Origin of the sequence: Kaistella sp. (genome assembly GCF_032060305.1) — a bacterium.
Taxonomy (GTDB): Bacteria; Bacteroidota; Bacteroidia; order Flavobacteriales; family Weeksellaceae; genus Kaistella; species Kaistella yananensis.
This window is the reverse complement of sequence record NZ_DAMBHK010000012.1, coordinates 19,207-43,512: the sequence shown is the minus strand read 5'-3', so window position 1 is coordinate 43,512 and position 24,306 is coordinate 19,207. Positions and strand designations below refer to the sequence as shown.

At 33.7% G+C, this 24,306-nt stretch carries 23 protein-coding genes; 6 read left to right on the top strand and 17 right to left on the bottom strand.

Annotated elements, in window-relative coordinates:
* Positions 1 to 101: 101 nt before the first annotated feature.
* From V5N63_RS03100 to V5N63_RS03090, 3 genes are read right to left on the bottom strand one after another with little or no spacing between them, the layout of a single operon-like run.
* The gene (locus tag V5N63_RS03100; protein WP_332032791.1) at positions 102 to 485 is read right to left on the bottom strand and encodes a hypothetical protein; all 384 of its coding nucleotides are present in this window, start codon (positions 483 to 485) and stop codon (positions 102 to 104) included.
* Between the two features lie 52 nt (positions 486 to 537).
* Entirely contained in the window at positions 538 to 897 is a 360-nt protein-coding gene (locus tag V5N63_RS03095; RefSeq protein WP_332032790.1) for a hypothetical protein, read from the bottom strand.
* 1 nt (position 898) lies between these two features.
* The gene (locus V5N63_RS03090) at positions 899 to 1,744 is read right to left on the bottom strand and encodes a hypothetical protein (RefSeq protein WP_332032789.1); all 846 of its coding nucleotides are present in this window, start codon (positions 1,742 to 1,744) and stop codon (positions 899 to 901) included.
* A gap of 74 nt (positions 1,745 to 1,818) precedes the next feature.
* On the opposite strand from V5N63_RS03090, the gene V5N63_RS03085 reads away from it, so the two are divergent.
* Positions 1,819 to 2,040 carry a helix-turn-helix domain-containing protein gene (locus tag V5N63_RS03085; protein WP_332032788.1) on the top strand — a complete coding sequence of 74 codons (222 nt, stop codon included), beginning with the start codon at positions 1,819 to 1,821 and terminating at the stop codon, positions 2,038 to 2,040.
* Here the strand turns inward: V5N63_RS03085 and V5N63_RS03080 are convergent.
* The 8 genes from V5N63_RS03080 to dinB form a co-directional block, all read right to left on the bottom strand.
* Positions 2,037 to 2,291, bottom strand: coding sequence for a hypothetical protein (locus V5N63_RS03080; protein WP_332032787.1), 255 nt, complete (start codon positions 2,289 to 2,291; stop codon positions 2,037 to 2,039). The genes V5N63_RS03085 and V5N63_RS03080 overlap by 4 nt on opposite strands.
* An 89-nt stretch (positions 2,292 to 2,380) precedes the next feature.
* The gene (locus tag V5N63_RS03075; protein WP_332032786.1) at positions 2,381 to 2,821 is read right to left on the bottom strand and encodes a JAB domain-containing protein; all 441 of its coding nucleotides are present in this window, start codon (positions 2,819 to 2,821) and stop codon (positions 2,381 to 2,383) included.
* 102 nt (positions 2,822 to 2,923) lie between these two features.
* Positions 2,924 to 3,298 (bottom strand): hypothetical protein, encoded by a 375-nt coding sequence (locus tag V5N63_RS03070; protein WP_332032785.1) that lies wholly within the window; start codon positions 3,296 to 3,298, stop codon positions 2,924 to 2,926.
* 399 nt (positions 3,299 to 3,697) lie between these two features.
* Positions 3,698 to 4,537, bottom strand: a complete 840-nt coding sequence (locus tag V5N63_RS03065) for a hypothetical protein (protein WP_332032784.1) — start codon at positions 4,535 to 4,537, stop codon at positions 3,698 to 3,700.
* A complete protein-coding gene (locus tag V5N63_RS03060) occupies positions 4,527 to 4,904 on the bottom strand; it encodes a KTSC domain-containing protein (protein WP_332032783.1) in 378 nt (125 codons plus the stop codon). Before V5N63_RS03060 ends, V5N63_RS03065 begins: the two co-directional genes overlap by 11 nt.
* Complete coding sequence (locus tag V5N63_RS03055) at positions 4,901 to 5,233, bottom strand: hypothetical protein (protein ID WP_332032782.1); 333 nt, start codon at positions 5,231 to 5,233, stop codon at positions 4,901 to 4,903. Before V5N63_RS03055 ends, V5N63_RS03060 begins: the two co-directional genes overlap by 4 nt.
* Before the next feature lie 37 nt (positions 5,234 to 5,270).
* Positions 5,271 to 8,324, bottom strand: a complete 3,054-nt coding sequence (locus V5N63_RS03050; protein ID WP_332032781.1) for a DNA polymerase III subunit alpha — start codon at positions 8,322 to 8,324, stop codon at positions 5,271 to 5,273.
* A 1-nt stretch (position 8,325) separates the two neighbouring features.
* Positions 8,326 to 9,474 (bottom strand): DNA polymerase IV, encoded by a 1,149-nt coding sequence (gene dinB, locus V5N63_RS03045; protein ID WP_332032780.1) that lies wholly within the window; start codon positions 9,472 to 9,474, stop codon positions 8,326 to 8,328.
* Positions 9,475 to 9,535: 61 nt separating this feature from the next.
* Between dinB and V5N63_RS03040 the strand changes: the two genes are divergently transcribed.
* The gene (locus tag V5N63_RS03040) at positions 9,536 to 10,303 is read left to right on the top strand and encodes an XRE family transcriptional regulator (protein ID WP_332032779.1); all 768 of its coding nucleotides are present in this window, start codon (positions 9,536 to 9,538) and stop codon (positions 10,301 to 10,303) included.
* 27 nt (positions 10,304 to 10,330) lie between these two features.
* Here the strand turns inward: V5N63_RS03040 and V5N63_RS03035 are convergent, their stop codons facing one another.
* Both V5N63_RS03035 and V5N63_RS03030 read right to left on the bottom strand, forming a co-directional pair.
* Positions 10,331 to 10,720, bottom strand: coding sequence for a hypothetical protein (locus V5N63_RS03035; RefSeq protein ID WP_332032778.1), 390 nt, complete (start codon positions 10,718 to 10,720; stop codon positions 10,331 to 10,333).
* Between the two features lie 5 nt (positions 10,721 to 10,725).
* Positions 10,726 to 11,391 (bottom strand): SOS response-associated peptidase, encoded by a 666-nt coding sequence (locus V5N63_RS03030; protein ID WP_332032777.1) that lies wholly within the window; start codon positions 11,389 to 11,391, stop codon positions 10,726 to 10,728.
* A gap of 65 nt (positions 11,392 to 11,456) precedes the next feature.
* Here V5N63_RS03030 and V5N63_RS03025 point away from each other — a divergent pair, with 65 nt between their 5' ends.
* The 4 genes from V5N63_RS03025 to V5N63_RS03010 are packed head-to-tail and all read left to right on the top strand — an operon-like array spanning position 11,457 to position 18,368.
* Complete coding sequence (locus V5N63_RS03025) at positions 11,457 to 13,040, top strand: site-specific DNA-methyltransferase (protein WP_332032776.1); 1,584 nt, start codon at positions 11,457 to 11,459, stop codon at positions 13,038 to 13,040.
* Positions 13,041 to 13,042: 2 nt separating this feature from the next.
* Complete coding sequence (locus tag V5N63_RS03020; RefSeq protein ID WP_332032775.1) at positions 13,043 to 15,718, top strand: DEAD/DEAH box helicase; 2,676 nt, start codon at positions 13,043 to 13,045, stop codon at positions 15,716 to 15,718.
* A 47-nt stretch (positions 15,719 to 15,765) separates the two neighbouring features.
* Positions 15,766 to 16,809: a protein kinase domain-containing protein gene (locus V5N63_RS03015; protein WP_332032774.1), complete on the top strand. Its 1,044-nt coding sequence runs from the start codon at positions 15,766 to 15,768 to the stop codon at positions 16,807 to 16,809.
* Positions 16,809 to 18,368, top strand: a complete 1,560-nt coding sequence (locus tag V5N63_RS03010) for a tetratricopeptide repeat protein (RefSeq protein ID WP_332032773.1) — start codon at positions 16,809 to 16,811, stop codon at positions 18,366 to 18,368. Before V5N63_RS03015 ends, V5N63_RS03010 begins: the two co-directional genes overlap by 1 nt.
* Before the next feature lie 23 nt (positions 18,369 to 18,391).
* On the opposite strand, the gene V5N63_RS03005 is transcribed toward V5N63_RS03010, so the two are convergent.
* The 4 genes from V5N63_RS03005 to V5N63_RS02990 all read right to left on the bottom strand — a co-directional run bounded on the left by V5N63_RS03005 (position 18,392) and on the right by V5N63_RS02990 (position 24,178).
* Positions 18,392 to 19,555: a DUF3871 family protein gene (locus V5N63_RS03005; RefSeq protein WP_332032772.1), complete on the bottom strand. Its 1,164-nt coding sequence runs from the start codon at positions 19,553 to 19,555 to the stop codon at positions 18,392 to 18,394.
* On the bottom strand, positions 19,533 to 20,501 hold the full coding sequence (locus V5N63_RS03000; protein WP_332032771.1) for an ATP-binding protein: 969 nt from the start codon (positions 20,499 to 20,501) through the stop codon (positions 19,533 to 19,535). The genes V5N63_RS03005 and V5N63_RS03000 overlap by 23 nt, the downstream gene beginning before the upstream one ends.
* Positions 20,502 to 20,588: 87 nt before the next feature.
* Entirely contained in the window at positions 20,589 to 22,892 is a 2,304-nt protein-coding gene (locus V5N63_RS02995) for a DEAD/DEAH box helicase family protein (protein ID WP_332032770.1), read from the bottom strand.
* 89 nt (positions 22,893 to 22,981) lie between these two features.
* On the bottom strand, positions 22,982 to 24,178 hold the full coding sequence (locus V5N63_RS02990) for a site-specific integrase (RefSeq protein WP_332032769.1): 1,197 nt from the start codon (positions 24,176 to 24,178) through the stop codon (positions 22,982 to 22,984).
* Between the last annotated feature and the right edge of the window lie 128 nt (positions 24,179 to 24,306).

The following is a 24,306-nucleotide window of genomic DNA, read 5'->3' as shown; positions in this document are numbered from 1 at the left end:
CCCAAAATACTAATAATCAGTAAATTATAGGTAGCTTAAGGAGAGACTACTTAATGACTTACAAATGCATTTAATCTTAGGTATGCCGAAAAGTATGCCTTTTAAGGTAAAAAACTGAATAGCTTTTTTATCACTTTAGGTTTTCCATAGGTAAGTAAGATTTCATCTTCTTTAGCTTCTAATACATACCAGAGATACGTGTTTACTGTACTCACATGAAGAATTTTACTGTCTCTCCTAGAATAAAGAGTATTATTCTTTGTGCTTTTTACCAGTTCTTCTTTATAGGCTCTGCTACAAAGAAAGGTTATGACCACAAGAATATCCAGTTCAAATGTTAATTCTATCTGAGATATTGAATCACTACAATAGAATTCCTTGCTGATAGTATAAGTGTCATATCCTGTAATTTTATCTCTTGTAATGTCTAATACGAATTCCCATTTTTCATACTTTTCCCCAATTTTAAATGGTAGTGTAATCATGCTTAAATGGTATTAAAAAACCACTCCTTGGAGAGTGGTTTAAACTGATTAATTATTTTCTTGAGGAATTGAGTATTTTTCGACTTTCTTTTACAAGAAAAAAAACTAAACATCCCAAGAAAATTAATATTGAAACACCTAAAATGTCATGATCTGAAGAATAATCACCGTTTTCATCATAACTTCCCTTTTTGTAATAACTCTCCATGTCATTAAAAAATAAGTAGTAAAGTGCTGGAGCTGCGTTAATCATCATAAAAAGGAAGGAACCCCATATATATGCATACTTACCATCTTTATACACTAATACTCCTAGTATATCTTCAAATAATTCGGCAATAACATTGCCTACTGCTCCTACATATTTTAGGAAACTATTTTCCAGACGTTCCCATTTCTTCTCTTTTTCCATATTAATTGATTATCTCTGTGGATTCAATCAGATCTTCAAAATATTTTTGCCCGTGAGGATCTTTCCATATTGAAATTAATACAGATTGATACTGACCTTTGGTTTGGAAGATTGCACTACCAATGTAACCATTTTTAGTACAGCTTAGTGTGCAGTAGGTTTCATCCGCCCGTGATACATTAATTTCATCTGGTTGAATATCCACTCCAAAGGCTTCCCTAAAAGTTAGCTCAATCATTTTTTTAGGCATAAAATAATTACGGAAATTTTCTTCCATAGCCTCCACTTGATCTGGCTGGAATTTATTCTTCGCTATAGTTGCATCAAATTCTATAAAATTTAGAGCAAAATTATCTGATCTATTTGTTTTAAGCATAAATAAGGAGTCCAATGCAGATCTTTCATCAAGTTCAAAAGGGGATAAAAACTTTATTAACTTACCTTGATAAGCATACACGCCCTCCTCTACAGAAGTAAACGTAGCAGGCTCTTCAGTTATTTCATCAACTTCCCCTACTTCTTGAACTTCAACTATTTCATCATTAAAATTTTCATCAAATTTTCTTTTCTCACTTATATAATAAATCAAAATGATAATTGCGGAAATTAAAGAGCCTAAAATGATTTTACTTTTTTTACTCTTAGCTAGAAAGGATAAAGCATAGACCAGGAAGATGCTTCCCAAAATGATGATTAGTGCACCTCCAAAGAATGTAACACTGTGCATTTCGTCGTAATAACTTCTTTCAATGAATAGCTGATCTTGTACGCTAAATGCGGTTCGTACAAGTGCTACTCCAAAATTTAGTAATAAAAAGCTTAAAAGAATTTTGAAAAATGTTTTCATAATAATGGTATTGCCATATATGGCATTAACTTAGACGTATTTATTCTTCATTTTTAACCTGTCAAAAATGGCAGGTGGATAAAGCGGAACTTTTAAAAAATATTGGTAAAAAGATCAGAAAAGTAAGACTTGATAAAGGTCTTACTCAACTGGATCTTGTTGGAAAGATGCAGGGTGATATTGATGTAACCAATATTTCAAGAATTGAATCTGGTAGAACTAATCCCACCATCTTCACTCTTTACAGGTTAGCTGATGCCCTTGAAGTCTCTATCTTAGATCTATTAAAGGATTAAAGATTAGAAGACCAATCTGAAAAAGACTTTCTTCTGTAAGGTGGTATTTCTGACTTTGAGTTACATTCCTTTATTTTTCTAGAGAGATATGCTGCTGTCTCAATAGCCACCATACTATCTCCATTATATTTTTGTAACTGGTTAAGTCCTTTAGAATAAGCAATTGAAGCCCTAAAATAGTCCCCATTACTGAAATGCATATCTCCTAATGAAATAGCTGCTGAGTCAAGATAGTGAATATAATCTTCCATAAATTAATTGTTTAAAGTTCAAAAAAAGCTATAATATAATATCTGCCATAAATGGCAACATGGTAAATTTAGTAAAAAAACCCATTCAATTACATCATACACTCATCCATAAAACTAAAATATCCTGAACTGCTGATTATTAAATGGTCTAAAAGTCCCAAGTTCATAATTTTACAGCAGTCCTGTATCTGTTTTGTAATCTTTTTATCTGCTTCACTGGGCATTAGTTTCCCACTGGGGTGGTTATGCACGATGATAAAACCAGTAGAATTAGTAGTAAGAGCTACTGATAAAAGTAGTCTTACATCTACTGAACAGAAATCTATCCCTCCCTTTCCAAGGGCATAATATCCAATGACCATATTGTTTTTATTCAGATAGAGTACCTTGAATTCTTCAAACAGATCAATAGTATCCATATTCCAGATTTTTATGGCATAACGAAATGCCTCAGTACTTGTAGAGATGGGGTCTTTAGACAGGAATTTAGAAGTGTAACTTACCTGAATTTCATTTATTGTGGTTTCCATAAAGTAAAAATTTAATTCATGTAATATTCTTCCGGATAACTACTTATAGGTACGGAAAAACATTACATAAAACAGGCTCCCCTTTTACGAGGAGCCACGGTTTTACAATGTTTCAACTGTTTCTAACTCTGCTTCAGAAGCAGATACTTTGGAGTCTACATCCACCACTTTGAGATTACCCACATAATCTGAAGACTGAAGAATCTCAATAGGATTTAGTTTTTCGGAAAGTCTTACATATCTGAAGTTTCTCCCATACATTGGGCTGTACTCTGTTTCTGTTGCATTGAATAGATATACTCCTCCATATTCCAGTTCCATGTTTTCAGCAAGAGTTCCACTAAGGACACATTTGCTGGGCATTTCTCCTGCAATACCTATAAGGATAACAGGGTTTAGACCATTTTTGTCTGGCGAAGCCATCGCTGATTTTAGCAATTCTACTTTTGCTACAAATCCTTTGAAATGTTTTTTCATTTTGATAAAGTTTTTGAGTTAATACTTTATCCTGGTGGAAGTTAGCCAAGAGGTTTGTGGTTTTCAGTCTATTAGGGGAAACAGCATCACAAGACAGACTGTTTATAAGAACTTGACAGGAGAACTGTGGTATGGAATGGCAGGTGCGTGTGGGAAACCCTTAAATCTTTAAGAGAGAAAAATAAAAGTATACTTTCCTTTTAAGAGAGATCAGGAGATCAGTAAGAATTTAGAAAAAAATAAAAATATCTCCCCACAAAAAACAAATCTGTTAAATAAGTCAGGAGGGGGAGCTTTTTTTTTTTAAAAGAGGGCGGGGGTATTTGTAGATACAGCTTATGTAAATATTTAGTCTGGTTAAAAAATTTTTTTTAAAAATCAAAAATTTTAATTTAACCCCTAATACTCCTCCACTGTATGATCTGTTCTAAATACTACGAATTTTTTATGCTTATACACAATGTTATCAATGGTGGAGTCAAGAGGAATAAGTTCATAAGAGAGCAGGTTACAGATCATTCCACACTTACCGTCCTTATGTACCATGATGTAAATATGATTCTTGTCGTTATATCCCATGGAATGAATGACTTCACATTTGTCATAATTCAGAATACATGGAATTACCTGATTTAAAGCTGAATCATATAAAGCCCAGTTTGTCCCTTTTCTCGCCCAGTAAAAAGTAGCTCTAGTACCAAAAGGGTTGAAGTTTTCACGAACCTCATCATACTCCTGAAATATATTTTCACCAGAGAAGGTAAATATGTAAGTTTTGCCATCTTTTTCAGCAGATAAAAATTTACCATCCATGATGTAAATGATATCATACTCAATGGGTAATATTTCATTTTGCTCAAAATCCATCAGCCCATGTAGGTTATCTTCAACTATTAAAAGGAAGCGGTTTGAAAGCACCCAAACCTCATCGAAAAGTTTTGGATTAGCTTTGTCCAGACCAACTTTCCCATTAACTGTAATAAGCACGTCTTTCTTATAGCGGTCATTATACTGGACATGTTCCTTTAATTTTCCTCTGGCTTCCTGACAGAGAATCTCCAATTTTTCCAGGGTGCTGAGGTGCTGTGTTTCTTCAACAGTATTAAAAAAATGTTCCTCAGCTAAATGATTAATAAATGCTGAAAATTCAGGGGTCTCTGTTCTGAAATTATCTGTATTAATGAAATACGAACCATCATCATCTGTGAACTCGATTTTTATAATTTTTTTATTCTCCATTTTTTGGTGTTAATCGGTATTTGCCTTTAATATTTTTGTTATAATAACTACCAAAGGAGTCAGCATTTTTAAATTCATTCCACACTTCTATGGGAATGTTCTGGTGAATATATTTCTGCTTATCAGTTGAATAAATTAAGTAACCTGTTTTTCCATCACAACTGTAGTATTTAGCACTTCTAATCCATGAACTCTTAAATGTATCTGCTTTGTCCTCAATAGTAAATTTTGAAGATTCTACGACAGTTATTAAATCTTCATAGGTATTAAAAGGCAGCTTTATTTCGGAGCAGTCAGAGATTCTTTGGGGTTCTTTACTACAGGATAAAATTAATAACAGAAAAAGAAAAACAAATTTAATTTTCATTTTTGTGCTGCGCTTTTTATTTCTTCTAACCTTGCTTTAACTTCTTCAGCACTATATTCCACATCAGATACATTGTTCTCCCAATCTTCATAATTAAAATCACTGATCTCAGATTCTAGGTTTAAAATTGCATTATCAGCCTCACCAATTTTCAAGTTAATATCATTAATTTTATCTTCATATATCATAATTTCTTCTTGGGCATCCAATAAAGAATCTCTAGCGGCTTGTAGTTTCTCTTCAAGTTCAATTTCTTTATCTGAAATTAAATCTGAATCACAGCTTATAATGACTAATGAGCTAAAAAAGATAAGTAAGATAGTTTTCATAATTCCCAAAGTTACAAAAAGAACATATATGACAGCTTTAATTCATCTTAATTCTTGGCAAGCCTATTTCATGTTCCTGTGGATAAGGTTTTCTCCAGGTCATGCTTACATCCTCTTTGATATTTCTCTGGGCTTCAAGAGATTTCTCTTTGTCATTGGAGTATCTGGGATCAGTAATAAATGGCATTTTAGCCATCTTGGTGATGGTAATGGTTGGGAAATGAAAATCTACTTCTACTGTTCCTAAAAGTAAATAACATCCACCACCCTGGAAAGGATATTTTTTAAGATTATCCGGGAAATGAGCTGTATCAAAATACTCACCTTCTGCATCTATCCAGGTTCCAAAATACATGGTGCCTTTCTTTGTAGGAACATGTTTTCTTGAAATGAGATATGCCAGCATTTTCACTTCTTTTTTGTGATATTGGAGTAAATCTTTAGCCATTACATTTCCCCTGAATTTAGTCTGTAGCAAATCAAATGGACTGCAGGAAACAGGAAAGCCCAGAATTTCAATTTCATCAAAAGCATCTTCAAATTCCGATCTCTGTAATTCTGGAAGATGATACTCTTTGGTAGGTTCATCCAGCAGAGTGTGTATCCTCAATTCTGGTTTATAAGTAGACATGATTAATCTGGACTCTATTAAAAGTTCATTCTTCTGTCTTCCTGTAAATCTGAAAGCTCCAATAAAAATTAAAATCTGAATGGTTTCTACACCAACAGGAATTCTTTTGATAAAATTCTCCAGGGAAGTGTAATCACCATTCTTCATTCTTTCCTCTACAATGAAGTAAGCAAGCCTGCTTTCAATTTTTTCTATGTGCATTAAACCCAGATATACCTCTTCACCGTAAACTGTAGTTTCAAATTCACTTTTATTTACACAGGGATTATGGATAATTCCACCTGCCATTCTGCATTCATGGATATACACTTCAGTCCTGTAAAATCCTCCCATATTGTTTACTGCAGAAACCATGAACTCTACAGGATAATGTACCTTAAGATATAAACTCTGATAACTTTCCACAGCATAAGAAGCTGAATGGGCTTTACAGAATGAATAACCAGCAAAGGATTCAATCTGCCTGTACACTTCAGCAGAGAGTTTTTCAGAGTGTCCCAGCTTAGCACAGGATTCAAAAAAATCATCCTTTACTTTCTGTAAAGCTGCTAGGGATCTTCCTTTTCCACTCATGGCTCTTCTCAAGATATCTCCATCATCTGCACTTAATCCTCCAAAATGTAAAGCTATTTTTATTACATCTTCCTGGTACACCATAATTCCATAGGTATCACCCAGATGGTCTTCAAATACTTTATGAAAATATTCAAACTGGTTGGGATTATTATGCCTGAAAATATATTCCCTCATCATTCCACTCTGTGCAACCCCTGGTCTGATAATGGATGATGCTGCTACCAGAGTTTTGTAGTTATCACATTTTAATCTTCTTAAAAGTCCTCTCATGGCAGGGCTTTCAATATAAAAGCAGCCAATAGTTTTCCCTTTGCTGAGGTAGTCATTTGCAGCATCTTCATCTTTAGAAATACTGATGTCTCTGATATCCACATCAATCCCCGTATTTCTTTTAATGAGTTTCACCGTATCATTAATGGTTCCTATCCCCCTTTGAGACAGGATATCAAACTTTTCAAATCCAATATCCTCAGCCACATGCATATCAAACTGAACTATTGGAAATCCTTTAGGAGGCATTTCTAAAGCAGTGTAAGTGGTAATTGGCTCTTCTGAAATAATAATTCCACAGGAATGCATACTTCTTTGGTTGGGGAATTTTTCCAGGAGTTTACCATATTTATGAATGGTTTTCACCACAGAATTTTCTTCATGCTCTGAAATGGGTTTAGTGGCTAAAACATCCAGTTCTTCCTTGGGTAAGCCAAACACTTTTCCTAATTCCCTGAAAATAGATCTGTATTTAAACTCTACATTAGTTCCACAGAAAGCTACATGGTCTTTACCATATTTATTGAAAATATACTCCAGAATAGTATCTCTGTCCTGCCAGCTCCAGTCTATATCAAAATCAGGAGGACTTTTCCTGTTGGCATTTAAAAACCTTTCAAAATACAGGTCAAGCTCAATAGGGCAGATATTGGTAATACCCAAACAGTAACTAATAATACTGTTGGCTCCTGAACCTCTTCCAACATGCATAAATCCCATACTGTTACTGTACTGCACAATATCCCAAGTGATAAGGAAATACCCTGAAAAAGACAGTTCATCAATAACTTTCAGTTCCTTTTCTATCCTATTTAATGCTGTTTCATTATCTGCAGCGTATTTTTCCTTAAACCCTTTATAAGCCAGAGTTTTCAGTAGTTTATAATCATTTTCTTTACTGTCTGTAAAATTTTTTTTGTTTTTGGGAGTGGAAAAATCAAAATGGTAATTACACTCTTCAATAATTTTTTGGGTGTTTTCAATAATCTGATGATGGAATTTAAAATGAAAAGCCAGTTCCTCTTCAGATTTTAAAACTTCAGAATCTTTACAGTAATCATTAACTGTAAGTTTTGATAAGACCACATTAAAATCAATTGCCCTGAGAATTTTATGCAGATTATATTCTCTTTTGGTTTTGAAAGTAACAGGATTTAAAATCACCATCCTATGGAATAAATTTTTCCATTTAATAGAGATCAGTAGGTTTAACTGTTCTGGTCTTACCCCAATAAATTCATGGCTCTTTAGCTGTTCAGGAACATTCTCCAAAGGATAAATTACAAAGGAATTATGGAGATCAGGACTCTGCTTAGAAAGAGGAATATTGTTACAGTTCGCATCAGTCAGCATGGCATTAATTTCTGCAATACCCTGACTGTTCTTTGCCAGTGTAATGTAGTAGAGTTCATTTTCATGCCTTACTTCTACTCCAATTAAAGGTTTAATTTTATTCTCAAGACAGCTTTTGTAAAACTCATAAATGCCTGTAATGGTATTGATATCTGTAAGAGCTAAAGACTTGATATTATGCTTAATAGCTTCCTGTACCAAATCTTCAACAGAAATGGTACCATATCGCAAGCTGTGGTATGAATGACAGTTCAGAAACATATCAATTGTTTAAAAGAAATCCTGATGCTCTCCCAACACTGCTCTTCCCAAACCTCATTTTTATCCTATCCATCGTCTGGTAAAGAGAAATGAGTTCTTCTGTATCTTCAAACAGATTCATCTGGTGATTTCCATGTACAAGTCCTGTAAATTTTATCCCAATAAGTCTGATTCTCATTCTTCTGGTATACAGCTTATTGAACAGTTCCAAGGCAATCTTTTGTAAGGTATGATCTGCTGAGGTATATGCTACTTTACACTGTTTGGTTTCCGTATCAAAATTGGCATAACGTATCTTCAGCACTACAGTTGAGGTAAGCCATTTTTCTTTTCTAAGCTGAAATGCAAGCTGTTCTACCATTCCTCCAATCAATCCTTTCACCGTAAGGATATCAATAGTATCAGTAGTAAAAGTATGTTCTGTAGAAATTGATTTTCTTTCAGAATAAGGAATTACAGGAGTCTCATCTATCCCATGGGCTTTCTTCCAAAGTTCACCTCCATTTTTCCCAATAAGTTGTTGTAATACTTCTACAGGAACTCCTGCTAAAGTCTGGATGGTTCTTATTCCTACTCTGGATAATAACTGAAAGGTTACATTACCCACCATTGGAATTTTCCTTATGGATAAAGGGTTAAGAAATGGTTGTACATTCTGGTCTTTAATTTCTAATCTCCCCACAGGCTTTGCTTCACCTGTACCAATTTTAGAAACAGTTTTATTTACAGACAGGGCAAAACTTATGGGAAGCCCAGTATTCTTTGTAACAGAGTCAGCTATTTCACTGGTCCATTTATAACATCCAAAAAACTGGTCCATCCCGGATAAGTCCAGGTAGAACTCATCTATGCTGGCTTTTTCCATCATGGGAACTTTTTCCTGAATAATCTCTGTTACAGTATGAGACATTTTAGAATAAAATTCCATATCTCCTTTAATCACTTTGGCTTCAGGACACAACCTCAGCGCCATCTTGATAGGCATTGCAGATCTTACCCCGAAATATCTTGTTTCATAGGAGCATGATGCTACCACTCCCCTTTCACCACCACCTATTATCACAGGTTTTCCTACTAATTTAGAATTCAGGTTTCTTTCACAGGAAACAAAAAATGTATCTAAATCCATATGTGCTATTGCTCGTTTCATGGGAACAAAATTAGCGAGTAAATAATTTTAATTCTTATATTTGCTGCTAAATATATTCGCAATGTCAGTTTTATCAGATAACATCAGGTATTTAAGAGGTCAGTTAAATTTATCCCAGCAAAAAGTTGCAGATGCCTTACTTATTCCAAGAGGAAGATATTCCAAATATGAGGATGCAGCAGCAGTTCCCCCAATAGAAATGCTTATCAGGATTTCAAAATACTTTAATGTAAGTATTGATTTACTGGTAACTGTGGATATTAGGAAATACCCTTTGGAAACTATACTGAATCTACCAGATAATAAAATTGTTATTCCTGTAGCAGTGGACAGTTCAGGGGAGAATAAAATAGAAATTGTCCCCCACAAGGCATCAATGGGTTACCTCAATGGATATGGAGATCCTGAGTTTATTGAAGGATTACAAACTATATCTCTTCCCTTTTTAAGGAATGGCAGGTTCAGAGCTTTTCCTGCTACAGGAGACTCCATGCCCCCTTATAATGACGGAACATTTATCGTGGGTAAATTTATAGAACATCCTGATTTTATGACTAAGAACAGGACTTACATTTTGGTTACCAGAAGTGAGGGGATCACTTACAAAAGATTTGTTGACAGAACTTCTTCAGGTATATTAATGAGTGCAGATAACACCTTCTACAAGCCCTACGAGATTTTGCTCACTGATATTTATGAAATATGGGAATTTGCCTGTGCAATTAATACAGAAGAGTTTATTCTTAATAATCTGGACAGCACTAATCTAAAGGTTGTTCTGGACAACCTTCAAAAGGATATTGATAATTTAAGGAAGCAGTTGGGGTAATGAGTTATTAAAAACAACTCGCTTGTTTTAAATGAAAATTCCCTGTTCATGAAGTTTTTCAATTTCTTGATCTAACATTTCTGGTGTTAAGTCATGTCCTCTGCAGATATGCCAGATATAACTCAGCTTTTCAAATACTTCAGCATCCTGTTTTGCAGAAAGATAATTGAATAGATTCCTTCTAGAATTATCTTCAAGAAATTCCTCGTCAAATTCATGAACCTTGAACTTCCCATCATCCATTTTTGCCACAAGGTAACCTTCAAATTCAATCCCTTTAGAATTGGTACAATCCCTTAATAGGTCCATTCCTTCATTAAACATCACTTCTACATCATCTGCTTCTGTTTCAATAGTATGTGTAAAATGAACATAAAAGTTTTCACAAAACCAATAGCTTTTAAATGAATCTTCCATCGCCTTTATTTTGAATTAACTTCCGGAAACAATAAATCAGCTATTCCTCCACCCACTTCTGAAGCAACTAATTCAGCCTCATAATTTGGAAATGCAAACTCACTGAAAGGTCTTCCCTCCAACCACCTTTCGTGTACATCCTTATGCAGGCAGACAGGCATTCTTTTTTTATTATTATGAATTACACTCATCAGTTCATTGGCATCAGTAGTAACAATAGAATAAGTTCTGAGTTGCTTTCCAGTTTCTGGATTAGTCCATAGACTATAAATACCTGCAAGTGAAAATATCTGATGATCTTTAATTCCAATTTCAAATTTCTTCTTCTCCTTACCTTTTGGGTCTAGCCATTGCCACTCATAAAAGGAATGAGCAGGAATAAGACATCTGTTTTTAGCAGAGTTTTTATAGGAAGCTAACTGTTCTATCGTTTCAATTTTAGCATTTAAAGTGTTGGCTTTTTTAAGAAAGTCTGGCTTTCCCCAGGATGGAATTAACCCCCATTTTCCCACTACAATCTCTGTAGGAGCAGTATCTAGTATAACAGCAGTTTCTGGATAATTAAATCCATTTAGCTCATCCAACAAATGAAATTCATGTTCAAGTTCATGAGCTGAATAATATTCTTCTGCCTGTTTAATGGTAAAATTGGTATTGAATCGGTAGCACATGTTTTTTTAATAAATGTAATAATTTTTAAATTATTAATGTATATTTTTGTTAAAACTCAAATTGAATGCCCACATTACACTGGATTGGTAAGGACAAGGTTATCAATCACCACCAGGATGTTCCTTTCAGGATTCTGGAAAAACAATATACTTTTTCAAATGGTGAACAGACTCCAGATGGAGTTTCTGAGAATAAAATTATACATGGAGACAATCTGGAAGCCCTGAAATCTCTGCTACCTGAATATGAAGGAAAAATAAAATGCATCTACATAGATCCCCCATATAATACAGGAAATGAAGGTTGGGTATATAATGACAATGTAAATGATCCTAAAATTAAAAAATGGTTAGGGCAAGTTGTAGGTAAAGAAAGTGAGGATTTATCCAGACATGATAAATGGCTTTGCATGATGTACCCAAGACTAAAACTTCTACATAAGTTATTGGCAGATGATGGGGCAATCTTTATCTCTATAGATGATAATGAACAGGCTAACTTAAAACTTATTTGTGACGAAATATTTGGAGAAAGTAATTTGGTTGGAAATATAGTCTGGCAGAGAACTTTTGCATCTAAAAATGATGCTAAATTCTACTCTTCTGAGCATGAATATATTTTAAACTATTCAAAAAATATTCAAAATTTCAGATTAAATAATCTCCCACGGAGTAATAAACAAAATGACAGATATAAAAATCCTGATAACGATTTTAGAGGTGATTGGACTTCAACTGATCTACTAAGAATGGAACATCGTGATAACAGTATTTATACAATAATTTCTCCAAGTGGAGCGAGCTTCACTCCAAAACCTGGCACAAGTTGGAGACATCCTGAAAAAGAAATGCTAACCCTAATTGCAAACAATGAAGTTTATTTTGGCCCAAATGGTACAGCTAAGCCAAGGAGAAAAAGATTCCTCAAGGATGTTAAAGATGGGATAGTAGCCCAGACAATTTGGAAACATGATGAAGTTGGTCATACTCAAGAAGCAAAGCAGTCACTTAAAAAGATTTTAGATGAATCTAACGACTTTTTTGCAACACCTAAAACTGTTGGATTGGTTGATAGAATTTTAAAGATTGCTTCAAAAGATGGAGATATTATTTTAGATTCGTTTGCAGGTTCAGGAACTACAGCGCATGCAGTTTTAAACCTTAATAAAGAGGATAATGGGAACAGAAAATTTATCCTCATAGAAATGGAAGATTACGCAGAAGATATTACTGCTGAAAGAGTAAAAAGAGTGATTAAAGGTTATGGTTCAGATAATAAATCTGTAGAAGGTACTGGAGGTAGTTTTTCATATTATAAACTGGATAGACCTATATTCCTCAATAATGATATGCTGAATGAAGAGATAGGTGTAGAGAAAATTGGAGAGTATGTATGGTACTCAGAAACAAAGTTATCCTATACTCCTCAGGAAGAAAAATATCTATTAGGTAAGAAAGACCAAACTGCTTATTACTTTTATTACAACAAAAGCAAAATCACTACTTTGGATGAAAGCTTCCTAAGGACCCTAAAAACTAAAGCCAGCCAATATATTATCTATGCGGATAACTGTCTTTTAAATAAAGAGTTAATGCAGAAGTACGATATTATTTTTAAGAAGATACCTAGAGATATAACCAGATTTTAATTATGGAACTGAAATCCTATCAGCAAGATGTCATTAATGATCTGGAGACTTTTCTGGATTATCTAAATAACTACCCTAATTCCTCGAAGGCTTTCAACACCTTCTGGAAAGACAAAAAAGGTGAATATAATCCGCTTACTGACAGTGGAATGAAACCTTATAAAAACAACATACCAGGAGCTGTTCATATAGCAGTAAAAGTTCCTACTGCAGGTGGAAAAACTTTCATTGCAATTAATGCCCTTCATTCCATTAACAAGTACTTTAACCAAGGGAATCCAAAAGCTGTGGTATGGCTAGTTCCTTGGTCTAATTTATTGCAACAAACCTATAATGCCTTCTCAAATCCAAACCATCCATACAGAGAAAAATTAAATGCTTTGTTTAGGAATAAGGTAGAAGTTTACCAGAAAGAACAGTTACTTCAAGGAGCTAATTTTAATCCCAGCTCTGCTACAGAACAGCTTAATATATTCATTCTGAATTTCAGTAGTTTAAGAATAGATAAAGCCAAAAAGGAGGACAGAAAAATATTTCAAGAAAATGGAGCATTAGAACCCTTCAGAGATTGGGTAGACAAGGATTTGAACATTGAGGGGACTGATGAAACTGCATTAATCAATATTATCCGGAATTTGAACCCTATTGTAGTGGTAGATGAAAGTCATAATGCAGAAAGTGATTTAAGTGTTGAGATGTTGAAGAATCTTAATCCAAGCATGGTTTTGGATCTTACAGCAACCCCAAAGGAAAACAGCAATATCATCAGTTTTGTAAGTGCATTAAAATTGAAGAAAGAGCACATGGTTAAACTTCCTGTAGTGGTATTTAACCACCACAGAAAGGAAGAGGTTATTTCCAGTGCTTTACAACTGCAAAGAAAGCTGGAACTCCATGCTAAGGAAGAAGAAAAAATAACTGGAAAATACATCAGACCTATTGTTTTATTTCAAGCACAGTCAAATATAAAAGGGAAAGATAATACCACATTCCAGAAAATAAAAGAACAACTGATTAAACTTCAAATCCCTGAAGAACAGATAAAAATTAAAGTCAGTGGCATAGATGAGCTAAAAGGTGTAAATCTCATGGACAGAAACTGCCCTGTGAAGTATATCATCACTGTTAATGCCCTAAAGGAAGGATGGGATTGCCCTAATGCATATATCCTGGCTTCTTTAGCTGATAAATCCTCTGCTGTAGAAGTAGAACAGATCCTAGGAAGAGTTCTAAGACAGCCTTATGTAACAAAACACCAGGAACCTCTCCTAAACATGTCTTTTGTGCTTACTGCTTCTTCCAGATTCAATGAAACTTTAAATAACATTGTTAAAGGCTTACAGGATGCAGGATTTAGTAGGGAAGATTATTATGCTAAAGATGCAGAAGAAATACCACAAACAAGGGAAGAAATTTTACAGGAAGAATTATTCGGATTTAATGATGAAAAATCTGAATATGAAACTACAAAATCAGATGAACAGTTTGATGTAGAAAAAGTTGATTTTAATCCGAATGAAATTGTAACATTAGATGATTTTAAGAATAATACTCAGCATACAGCATTAAACCAACTTACTGAAAAAGCCACATTAGAAGGAACTGCATTTGAAAAAAATCTGGAAAACATTGAGATAGACATTAATACAACTCTACTAACAGAAGTAATGAATAAAAGCCCTAAAAGATTTACAATAGATGATCAGTTTAAAGTCCTAGCTTCTGAGATTAAATTACCACAGTTTTTTATCAAGACAAATGATGAATTAAGTGATGGAATTTTATTTGAAGAACTAAAAGAAGAGGAATCATTACTTCACAAAAACAAACTGTTAGATGGTTTTAATCTACTGAACTGTGATCCCAACATAAATTTTGATGACCTTAGTTCTGAAGTATACAAGGTAGATTTTGATGAAAATAAGGGCACATCTACCATGAATAAACTATCTAAAAAAGCAGTAGATATTCTTACAGAATCTATTTTAGCTAAACCAAAGGATAGTCAGATTAGACAGGTTTCTGCAATGATAGTGTCTAAATTAGGTGATATGACACCTCTATCAGATCAGACACTTAAAAAATATGTTGCAAGAATTTTTGAAAATCTAAACTCTGAACAAATTATAGATATTATCCATAATGAATACAGATATATCTACAAAATAAAAGAGAAAATTAATGGATTAACAGATTCTTATGCAAAGGAAAAGTTTATTCAAATGCTGGATTCAAATGAAATTATAGTTAAACCTAATTTTACATTTTTAGATTCTATTGTTCCTTTAAACCCTTCTCCTGCTATTTCAAAATCATTGTATCAGCAGGAAGATAATATGAACTCTTTTGAACAGAAAATGATCTTAGAATTAGCCTCTTTTGACAATGTGGTTTTCTGGCACAGGAACATGAGTAGAGGAAAAGGATTTTTTATAAATGGATATAGTAATAATCATTATCCAGATTTTATAATCTACACTAAAAAAGGAAATATAGTTTTAGTGGAAACTAAAGGAGATTATCTAGTTAATGATGATACCAGAGAAAAGAACAGGTTAGGTAAAAAATGGGCAGAAGTATCAGGAAATAATTATAAATATTTCATGGTGTTTGAAAAACAGAATGTTGAGGATTGTTATAATGCGGGGAATATTGTGGAGGTGTTGAAAAAACTTTAACTTAGGAAGCCAAATACCGTATATTAATCCATTTTATAAATATCAACATGTATACAACAAAATCAGCCGCTGAATCTTTAGAAGGGATAACCATCAATAATAAGTGGAAAGTGATAAAAAGAATTTTGCCAGAGAAAAAAAATACCGGCGGATGCTTCAGTGCAGCTTATGTAGTGGAAGATGAGGATGGAATTGCATTTCTTAAGGCAATCGACTTTAATGCTTTTTTTTCTGGGAAAGGAAATGTTGTAGATACAATGAAAAAAATGACAGATGCCTATACATACGAAAGAGATCTTTTACATAGGTGTAGAAAAAATTCCCTTTCTAAGATTTCTATGATTATTGACGAAGGAGAAGTAGAATTAGACGATTTTGGAGTAATTAATAAAGTTCCGTATTTAGTATTCCATATGGCAGATGGAGATATTAGGACAGTTATAGATTTTTCATCAAATGTTGATCTTTGCTGGAAATTAAAATCACTTCATGACATATGTGTAGGATTAAAGCAACTTCATGGTGTTAAGATTGGTCATCAAGATATAAAGCCTTCTAATATTTTATTATTTGATGATAAAAAAGTTTCTAAAATTGGTGATTTAGGAAGATCATTATGTCAAGAGATATCCGCTCCACATGATTTTGGAGGGTTTGTTGGTGACCCAAATTATTCACCACCAGAATATTACTATGGATTTACTCATACTGATTGGAATTTGAGGGTCAAATCAACAGATTTTTATTTATTTGGAAGTATGATAACATTCTATTTTTCAGGTTTAAATATGACAACATTATTGCTCCAAAATACTTCAAAAGAATTTTGGCCTGGAAAATGGGGAGGAGATTACACCACAGTTTTACCATATTTGCTAGATTCTTTTCAAAAAGCTATTATCGAATTTAAGAGTTCAATTGAAGACGATAAACTCAGAGAGGAATTACCAAAAATAGTAGAATACTGTTGCCATCCAAATCCAAGTCTTAGAGGCTATAAAGGTCCTAAAGGAGTACATCAATTAGATTTTCAAAGAACCATATCTAAATTAGATTTATTGCATAAACAATTACTTTATAAAGTTAAATAATGAATCTACCTCACGAAAAAGAAAATAGGGATGTCATCCCTAACTGGCGGAGTTTTAAGATTACCTCTGATTTGGGAGAGTTATCAAAATTTAGCTATAAGCCAGATCTAATATTTGACTTAGAAGCCTTAAAATTAGATTGGAAAAACAATAAAACCATTGGAGTAGCAGCAGATTTACTCAATGCTTATTTCATCTCAAATAAAAAACTCGACAGTGTAATTATAGAAGCATCTGAATTTATAACCTTTTCCTCAAAACCCCCAAAATTACTTCATCAACTCAGTAGCAGAATTAATTCAAAAAGCAGAGAGATAGTGCATGACACACAAATCATCTTTGAAGGTAAAAAGAATGATTTAATCTCTAAAATTAGATTTTTGATTGAAAATACTGCAAGGCGTCAAATTAGTTTTTATAAAGAATTAGTGAAAAACGATCCCAGAAATCCTATTAATTGGGTAGAGCTTTCACGGTTATATTCAATAGAAGGAAATAAAATTAAATCTGAGAAATGCATTATCAATGCATTACATCTAGCTCCAAACAATAGATATGTGTTGAGATGTGCAACAAGGTTGTTTATTGAAAATGAAAAACCGGAAATGGCTATATATTATCTTAGAAAAAGTTCTCAAGTGGCTGTAGACCCATGGATCACTTCTGCCCACATTGCTGTCTCCTCATATTTGGAAAAATATTCTCCTTTTATAAAGAATGCTTTTAAACAGAGAGAATCAAATAAATTTACAAATTTTGATTTAACTGAACTTAATAGTTCTTTAGGGACGTTGGAGCTAAGTAACGGGACTTTTAAAAAAGCAAGAAGTCTATTTAATGACTCCCTAAAGTTGCCTAATGATAATAGCCTAGCTCAATTTCAATTTGTGCTAAATCAAGATAAAAGATTGAGTTCTGTCGTAAATAGCAATAGTTATAACGTTAAAAATAATTTTGAGGCTCTGGCACTTAAATATAGAGATGAAGGGGAGTGGGATAAATCTTTAGATAATGCACTTCAGTGGTTTTTAGATGTACCATACTCAGCTGACCCTGCAGTTTTTTCATCATATATTCTCTGTACTGTTTTTGGAGACTATGATACCGCAGTAGAAGTCTGCTTATTGGCTTTAAGAATTAATCCATCAGATCCAACATTAACCAATAATCTAGTATACTCTTTATTAAATTTGAATAGGATTTCCGAAGCTGAAAAATATTTAGCACAATTAAATCATACTCTCAAAGAAAGTGTAGATTCTATTAATATTGAATCAAAAATCACTGCAATCGCTACTAATGCCCTTTATCTAATTAAAATTAATAATATAGAAGAAGGATTAAATCTTTACAAAGAAGCAATAACGCTAGCTAAAAAAACAAAAATGAATTATTGTGTTTTATCAGCTAAACTTAATATGGCTAAAGAATTAAAAAACACTACCTCTCCAATTTTTAACGAAATGGAAAAAGAAATCTTAAAATTAAACTTATCCGATTATAAAGATTTATCAGAATTTAGAAAAAGAAACTTCCCCTCTAAAATTTCAATAAATTAAAATCCCCCTATAAAGGGGGATATTTAACTCAAAAACCAATGATAATCTACATTACCATTGAGAGTTTTCTGAAGACCTCTGCTAAAGTCAAAGGCATTCAGATTCCTGTCCAGAAAAGTATCAATATAGGATGATTTATTAGCCTGCGTAAAGAGGTTAAACACATCCCACAGGTTTATGCTGCCGTCAGAACTCCTGCAGAAGTTTTGATCCTCATAGTAGTCTTTAGCCATAGTATTGATATGGCTGTCTGTAAACATGAGTTCAGGGATTTTCTTCTTATCAGCCTTAGGTAAATACTGGTATAACCTGGACTTACCAATGAGCTGTGCAAACTGATGTTCTGTAAGGTGATCATAAGTTAATTCCTTCATCTCTCTTAAATGTAATTCAGCATTGTAGTTCTGCATTACCTGCATTACTTTATTCTGAATTTCAAAGGTGTTGGAAGCTCTTAAGTCTTCTACATAGCCATCACTCCATACACAGAGATTCATACAGACCTTGTTTTGAAATCCTATGAAAAATTTAAACTTTTCTAAGGATTTAGTGCTGTAAAGATTCTGTTGGTTATAACTTCTTACCCCTCCTAAACACAAAGAGAGTTCATTTCCATTGATGCTACTGGTTATGCTTGGGATCTTGATCAGAAATGCCATTCTCTCATAATAGATGGTTTTCTGGTGTTCAAGTAAATCCTTCACATTCAAATGAATTGCATCTGGTGTTCTGCCTTTGATCTGATGGGAAACCCTAATCTCTGGCATTGAAATACTCTGATAAGGAAATTCCTTACTTATAGCATTCATAACAGTTTCAATAAACTCCTGATGTGCTATGGTCTTTTCATTGTCCTTACTAAATACTGGAATAATGCAGTCATTCTGCAGATGAGGTAAAGTAACATCCACTGTGTTGGCTACAATAAAAGGGATGTCATTAGATGATGCTTTATCAGAGCTGGTGAATTCAACCTCCTTCTCTCTGTTAAAAGAAAGAGGTATCATATCTTTAGTAATTACAGCTTTTTCCGGATAATGATCATCTCTGCTAGAAATGATTATAGAGTCATCATCTTTATCCTCAAGCAAGATATCCCGCACTGATCTTAACCTTGGGAAAGATTTAATTTCAGAAGTCCCTGACTCTCCTAAAGTATTAATATTATTGGATTTTTGATCTTCCATTTTGTAAATGTGTATTGGGGTTATTATTCATTAACAGAGACTTTTTAGCCTCATAATCAACTCTCAGGCTTTCCTGATACTCAGGAAACTGCTTATAAATGGAAAGTAATTCCTGAATACTTCTGCATGCCTGAATTGATTCATACACTACTTTCTCTGATACATTAAGATTTGTAGTAAACTGTCTTTCAATCTTTTCATCTGGAATATCTCTAAAAGCTTCCTCCGCACTGATCCTTGGAATACCATCCTTAGTTCTAGGAGAGTCAATAGGTTTTCCCTCCATACACCAGTCTAAAATCTCCCTACCAGTTTTCTCAGTGATTACAAATTCTGGCTTACCCATAAAGAGACCAGTTCTATCTTTAGATGCAGTAGCAAAATGTTTTATATCCACATCAAAAACCAGGGTGAACTCATAGTCCATACCATCTCTCTGAACAGACTTAAGACCTACTTTTTCAGGTATCATCTTACCATCTTTCTGATTCAAGACATAGTCCTGTTTGGTTCTCATGGTGGCAATGACATGGCTCTTACAATGCAGAATTCTATCAACAAAAGCTTTCTGTCTTGGGGTAACTTTAGCCCAATTGGTAAAGCTGTTTCCTGCTAACTTGGAGTGGAAATCCAACAGTTCATCCCACTCATGTGAGATAGAGTCAATAATAATTACTTCCATACCTGCATTCTCGCAGATATCCAAAGCTTTAATGTAGTTTTCTGGTGTAAATGGTGGTGTAAGAGAGATCACATTGTACGGTCCAAGATGTGCATACAGATCTGCACTGCCATTTTCTGTATCTATAATGGCTACTTTAGATAAATCTCCACCTGATAGCCCTTTAGACATTAGCAGAGAACTCATTGTCTTTCCAGATCCTGAAGGACCTTGCAGCGCCATTTTTATCCTGGCTTGTTTTCTTTCTGATTTTCTTAGATTCATAATAATTTGTTTGGGGTTAGGGTATAAAAAAAGCACTCCTAATAAAGAGTGCTGAAGGCTATTTTGTATCGTACTATATATAGTCCGTTACAAATCTGCCATCAAAAATGATTGGACGATCTTTTTAAAATATTGTGGTCTGCCATTAATTCGAGGTTGGTATTCCTCTGTTTCAAAACCAGCATCCCTGATGTATTCATAAAACCTCTTACCAATGTTATCTTGGGTTGTATTTCTAAAGAAGTTCATTAAGTTTAGCTTCAAAGCAGGATTTTGCTGTTTTATATCTGCTATGAACTGGAATAGTTCTTCTTTTTCCTCTTCAAATAGGTTTAAAGCGCGGTATGGTTTGAAATATTGAATATCTCCTCCTTCTGATGTTTGGATGGAATTAAATACTTTCCTTATGAAGTAGTTTAATTTTTCTTTAATTTGACTGTCGCCATGACCATTACTGTACTGTAAATTCAAATATTTTAGAGAAGGTTTTACGGTTTCACTAAATCTATTGTCATATCTTGAGAGTAAGAATTCAATAATTTTGTATTTAATAGCAGCCTTCTGATAATCATTTACAGAAGCTGAAAGATTTTGCATTACCAGATTTTTCATTCTTGAATATTTATCTTTAATAGATGAATCATACCATGACTCATCTGTTAAGAGGAGGCTCAGCTTGTCTTCTAAAAAACTTTGTAATTCTTCATCATCTATTCCTGTCTCAGTAATACCAAAAGGAATATTAAATCCGGCTAACCTTGCATTATAGAACTGATTTGTAAAAGCACTGTAGGTAACAAAGCTGGCAATGTTTTTTCCTAAAAACTGCTGAAGGGTAAGAATTTTCTCAGATTCAGTCATGATGTAGTTATCCAATGCAGGAAGTTCCAGATTCATGTTGTAACTGTATGGAATAAGCAGTCTTCTAATTTGAGTGCTCCACTTCTCTCTTACCAGAGTGATGTGTTGAGAAAAGGGGATATACCGAACTCTTGGAATAGTGATATTATTCCTTACTACAATTGTAGCAGGGTTCTTACCTACTCCCTCTATCGTACTATTTAAAACTGTTTTCTGCTCTTCGGTCATACTAATAAAGGAATCAGCATTCATCCAAAGAGGTGGTCTAAGGAAAATATGGATTTCTCCAGGATTTCTCTGCCTTGCAACAGCCTGAATTACTGAATTTACTCCATCAGAAAAGATTCCATTCAGTGCACCATATGGCGTACCAGAGTCTGTAGGAAGAATGATAATAAAAGCATGGTCTTCTTTTTCAATGCTAACCCCTGATTTAAAGTTTGTTCCAATATTACAGAATTCATTATCGTACCTATTGACATTTATATCTTCATCATCAGTAACCTGGTTGGCTTCAAGATTGGATGTACAGTCTCTAAGATCACCAAATCTTTCTCTTAAAATATTACCTAATCGATTACCGTTTTCCTGAATTTTCTTACACAGTTTTTTACTGTAGGAGAGAATGTCAATGTTTTTACCCTCTCCTACCAGTCTTCTTACAACCTCTGTTATTGAGCCAAGATTTGTAGAACCATAAATCGTATCAAAATGGAGATACAGCTGGCTTTGTTGCCTGCAGACTCTTCTCTCTGATTCAAGAATCTGTAACTTGTTGTCCGTGAGTTTTATTAACATTTTAATAACCTCAATAGACTGAACATTATAAGTTGCACTTAATATCACATTCTTTTTAATAGAGCGGGCAAAATACCATAAATGAGCTTCACCAATCTTGCTGAAATTTTTTATCCCATCATGTATCTCATCATAAATAAATATTGTTTTCTTATTATTTCTTTCCAGTAATGTTGAAAAATCTTTAATATAGTTGTGTTTTGCTTCAGATTGTAGGGGAGCAGTTTCACCGGGATTTCCTAATAAGGTATTAATGGTCACGATGTGAAATCTCTTTCTAAGATTCATATATTCTAGTCCACCATCTTCTACACTCTTTCCAATCTTTTCGTAGTTAAATATTTCGCTTTCATCAACTCCCAGTCTTATAAGATCTCTTTCATACTGTGAAATGAGACTTACGAAAGGAACAGCAAATACAAAATAAACATCGTCATGTTGTTCAGAATAATCCTTAATAATTCTTAACAGAGATGATGTTTTACCCTGTCCAACAGCACAGTTTACCACTGTGGTATTTTTTTCGTCGAGGTTTAAATGTTGCTCTAAAGAATCTCTGATATAACCATTTTCATCCAGTGTAAGAATGTCCTTGGTTTTTAAAGTGAGTTCCCTTTCAGTATAAGCATTTGCAAGTTCAGCATTTTCTAAACCTAAAGGCTCAATGAAGTCAACTGGTTCAAGTTTAAAGTAGTCAATGGGAAACCCATCAAAATGATCATTTACAGGCATATAAAGCAGTATTAAATTCTGTAAAAGATACTTCAATACTGCCATGTGCAATATGCCATATATGGAAACAAAACCTATAAATCTTTCTATTAGAGTTTTTTTAGTAATCCTTTTAGTTTCTCACTCAATTTCTCAGGCATTACATCAGCATAGTATTCTTGTGTAACAGAGATTTTGGAATGTCCCAATAACTTGGAAACCACTTCAATAGGAATATCATTATTTAGTAACACTGTAGATGCAAAAGTCTTCCTAGCAGTATGATGAGTTAAGTTTTTGGGAATTTCAAGAATTCCAGCAATTTCCTTCAAAATCCTGTTGAAAGACTGGTTTGAAATTCTTGGAAGGATATAATCTGATTCAGACTTATATTTCTCCATAATTTCTAAAGCCTTTGGAAGCACTAAAGGAACGCTAAAATCTTTGCCTGTTTTTTCTCTTTTCTTATAAATCCAAGCAGTTCCGTCAGGTTTAATAATGATATCCTGTTTTCTAAGTTCAAACATTTCTTTGTACGCTAGACCTGTATAGCAGCAGAATAAATAACAATCTCTAACCCTATTCAAGGTAGGTGAAGCAAATTCTTTATTGCTAAAGATTTTCAGTTCTTCCTGGGTTAGGAACACAATCTTTGAGACAACCTTTTTAGGCTTATGTTCTTCAAAAGGATTTCTGTCCAAATACCTACCAATTACAGCCTTATTCAGCACCTTCTTCAGCCTCTGTATAGCCTTGTTGATTGTTATTTGCTGATGAAATTTCTCTGTCATCAGGTAGTACTCAAATTCCTGAATAAACCCAAAGTCCAGCTCTTTTAGCTGTACATCAGATTTTTTGAACTGGAATTTTATAAAAGATTCCACATCCTTTTTAATGTAGTAGAACTTGTCATAGGTGGACTGCTTTAGTTCAATACCTACCAATTTTTTCTGCTTTTCCAGATACAGAGTATAAAACTCTACTAAGCCATATTCTTTAGCAATAGTTTCACCTTTGTATTCCCTGTAAATATCTATTACACCAAAAGGCTCCTGCTTCACCTCTAGGCACAAAAAAGCCTGATTAATTTTATTCTTAATCAGGCTGAGTTTTGTGTTGATAAGGTTATTTTCATCATTGGGTGGCTTTGCTAACTGCCTTTTGCTGTCCCAATGCTTAGGATTTATAAATAATCCTGTTGAGAATGGTTTTCTTTCCCTATCTAATGTTATTCTACATTCAATAGGGCATTCATTTCGTGCGTTAATTTTATTTCTCCTAAGTAGGAATAGAATAGATAATTTCATTTAATGTAGATTTTAAAAGTGGGTAACCTGAATTTTAAAATGGGTAACCTGGAGGGTAACCTAAAAAACAGATTAAATACTTAATTTTAGAAAATAGTAAGAGTCGGGAAAAGTAGGAGAAATACTCG